Consider the following 3,030-nt stretch of genomic DNA (forward strand, 5'->3'; position numbering starts at 1 on the left):
ACGGCCACGGTGTAGATGCGGCGGTCGGTGGCGGTGTGGGCGATGCGGGTGATGTCGTCGGGGTCGGTGAGGTGGTCGCGTAGGGCGGTCCACAGGCTTGCGGGTGGGCGGAGGTGGCGGCGGGTGCGGGTGGCGTGTTGGCGCAGGTAGTCGGCGGGGGTGTAGCCGGTGAGCGTTCCCATGCCGGCGCCCACGGGCGTAAGGGTGCTGGTGGCGCCGTGCAGACGGCGGGTGGTGTGGGCGAGGGCCTGTTCGAACCAGTCCGCGGGAGCGTCGGCCTGCTCGCGGGGAGTGCAGTAGTCGACGGCGGCGGCGCGCAGCAGCCCGGCGGGCAGGGGGGCGCGGGCACCGAGGNGGTAGGCGTCGAGGGCCGCGGTCAGGACCGCTTTCGCGTAGGGCGGGGCGGTCTTCCACTGGTCGAGTAGTTGGGGGGCGGCGGCGAGATGCCGGGGAAGGCTGAAGGCGCTGTCGAGGGTGAGACAGGCGGCGATGCGCCGATCGCCCTCGGCGGCGGTGTGGGCGCGGCGGGACTCCGCCGTCGAGAAGTCCGAGGGGAGGGGGACCTGTTCGGTCAGGCGCAGCACCTCCCGGGCTGCCCGCCACGGATCCGCCGCCCCCACGGGGGGCTGCTGCTGGTAGGTGTCGCGGAAACTCGGCCAGATGGTTCCCACCAGCACCACCGGCTCGGGGGCACGCAGCAGCGCCCGCACGGTTCCGGCGTTCAGCGCCGGATCGGTGTCCAGGTAGGTCTGCAACTCGTCCAGCCACACCACCAGCCGCCGTCCCGGCCCCGCGGCGGCAAGCGTGTTCAGCTCGGCGGCGCTGCCCGGATGCAGCAGCGGCCAGTCCCCGCACGCGGCGCGCACAGCCTCGTAGGCGGTGCGGGTCTTGCCCACCGACGACTCCCCGACCAGCAGCAGGAAACCACCCCGCTGTGCCATTGCCTCCAGTCGGGCACGTACCCCGTCTCCCGCCTGGTCGACGTCGCGGGCCACATAGTCCGGCAGGCCGCGCGGCGCCGCCCCGTCCACGCGGATCGGCTCGTGCACCCCCAGCAGGAACGGATCAGCGTCTCCCACCCGCGGCCCGTCGACCGGCTCGCTACGGGAGGCCGGCGGGGCCGGCGGTGGCGGTGGCGGTGGCGGTGGCGGGTTCTCCTGGTCCCGGCGGCGCTGGCGGTGATGCTCCGCGGCCAGCTCGCGGAACTCCTGCACCGCTGCGGCCGCGGCGCTCTCGCTGTGAGCGCAGGCCCGAATCCACGCCTCGGCTAATGTCTCGTCCGGCGGCCGGGTGATCTGCCCGTTGCGGATGTTGTACACGTGGGAGCGGCTGTACCCGATCTTCGTCGCCAACACGTCTGCGGAGATCCGGGCCTGGTCCTGCAGCCGTTTGAGCATCCTGCAGATCTCCGCGACCGGCCCGGGCGTCGCCTCGGTCATCACACCCCCGTGTGTCCACCCGCTGTCCACTGCACGACGGTGGACACCCCGCCCCCGCCAGCGGTATCGCCCCCTGATTCTCCGTGTCCGTCCACCGCCACGCACACCGCCCCCATACTCACCGAACGTGGTCCTCACGCCGGCCGGCGCCCCTCACCCCGCCGCACCCCTGGAGGACCCGATGACCCCCCACCCCGACCTGCGGCTGACCCGCAACCTGCTCACTGCCGTGCTCTCCGGCGCCACCCGCGCCCTCGTCGACTGGCTCCTCCACCACTAACCCCTCACACCCGGCCGGGGCAGGCAGAACCCGCCCCGGCCGGGACCACGAGCACAGCCCGACCTCTCCGCCCCCGTCCGCGCGGCGGGCCGCGGGCGGGGGTGGTCGGGTGACCGTCCGAACTTCTGTCTCTTTCAGAGCCGCCCTCATCCGCCTCGCCACCGTCCTGCTCAGCTGGCGGGAGCGGCGACGTCCGCGGTCCGCAGCTAGCTGTAGACGGTTTCGCGGCTGATCCCGAACGCGCGGGCCAGGTCGGATTTCCGCTCTCCGGCAGCGGCCCGCGCGACCAGGTCCCGGGCCTGCTCGCCGGTGAGGGCGGGTTTGCGGCCGGTGTAGACGCCGCGTTGCTTGGCGGCGGCGATGCCCTCGCGTTGGCGCTCGAGGATCAGGGCGCGTTCGAACTCGGCGAACGCGCCCATGACGGACAGCAGCAGCGTCGCCATCGGCGAGTCCTCGCCAAGGGTCTGTTGCATTGTGGGCGATTAGACATGGCTGTTCCTGCCGAGTCGGTGATCAGATCGCGAGGGTGAGCTCGGCGAAGCCGGTCGTCAGTCGGAGTCGTGGGTCGGTGTCAGTGCCGAGTTCGCAGTGTCCGCGGCGGATGTTCTGGATCAGCGCATGTCCGGAGCTGATCGTCTGGGCGGAGCGCAGGTGTTTCAGTCCGCGCATCGGGCGGAGCCGGGCTGTGAGTCGGCTGTGGTCGGATTCGATCCGGTTGTTCGCTCGGGCGACGTCGACGTGGCCGGCGGTGGGCAGTTGTTCATCGAGGGCACGGGGATAGGCGGGTGCCCGGTCGGTGGTCGCCTCGGCTGGTTTCCGGCTGTGGGACAGGGCTCGGGTGAAGAACCGTCGGGTCGGGGCCAGGTCACGCCGTTCGGCGGCGAGGACGTCGATGACCTGCCCGATCTGGTCGATCGCCCGGTACAGGGAGGTCCACCGGCCGGCGACCTTGACGTGGGTCTCGTCGACGAACCACCTGTCTCCAGGGCTGTGTCGGCACGGCCGGGCAGCCTCGACGAGCAGCGGAGTGAACCGCTGGACCCAGCGGTAGATCGTGACGTGATCGACGGTGATGCCGCGTTCCGCGAGCAGCTCCTCGACGTCGCGGTAGGACAGGCTGTACCGCAGGTACCAGCGGACAGCCAAGACGATCACCTCGGGTGGGAACCGGAACCCGACGAACTCCGAGACCGGAACCGATGGCTGGACGGCACGCCGACACATGAATCGATCACCCTGGGTAGGAGTCGCCGAGACCACGGACTTCACCAATGCAACAGACCCCGCGGGCGGGGACGACCACCTGATCCC

General features: G+C 71.6%; 1 protein-coding gene and 1 pseudogene. Both read right to left on the reverse strand.

The genetic code is table 11. From position 1 onward, the window contains the following. Positions 1–1,925: 1,925 nt before the first annotated feature. Positions 1,926–2,177, reverse strand: a pseudogene (locus FF86_RS29670) (recombinase family protein); the annotation flags it as partial. A gap of 55 nt (positions 2,178–2,232) precedes the next feature. Then, on the reverse strand, positions 2,233–2,943 hold the full coding sequence (locus tag FF86_RS29675; protein WP_044888550.1) for an IS6 family transposase: 711 nt from the start codon (positions 2,941–2,943) through the stop codon (positions 2,233–2,235). Positions 2,944–3,030: the final 87 nt, after the last annotated feature.

The organism is Frankia sp. CpI1-P, from assembly GCF_001421075.1.
In the GTDB taxonomy this organism is placed as follows: domain Bacteria; phylum Actinomycetota; class Actinomycetes; order Frankiales; family Frankiaceae; genus Frankia; species Frankia torreyi.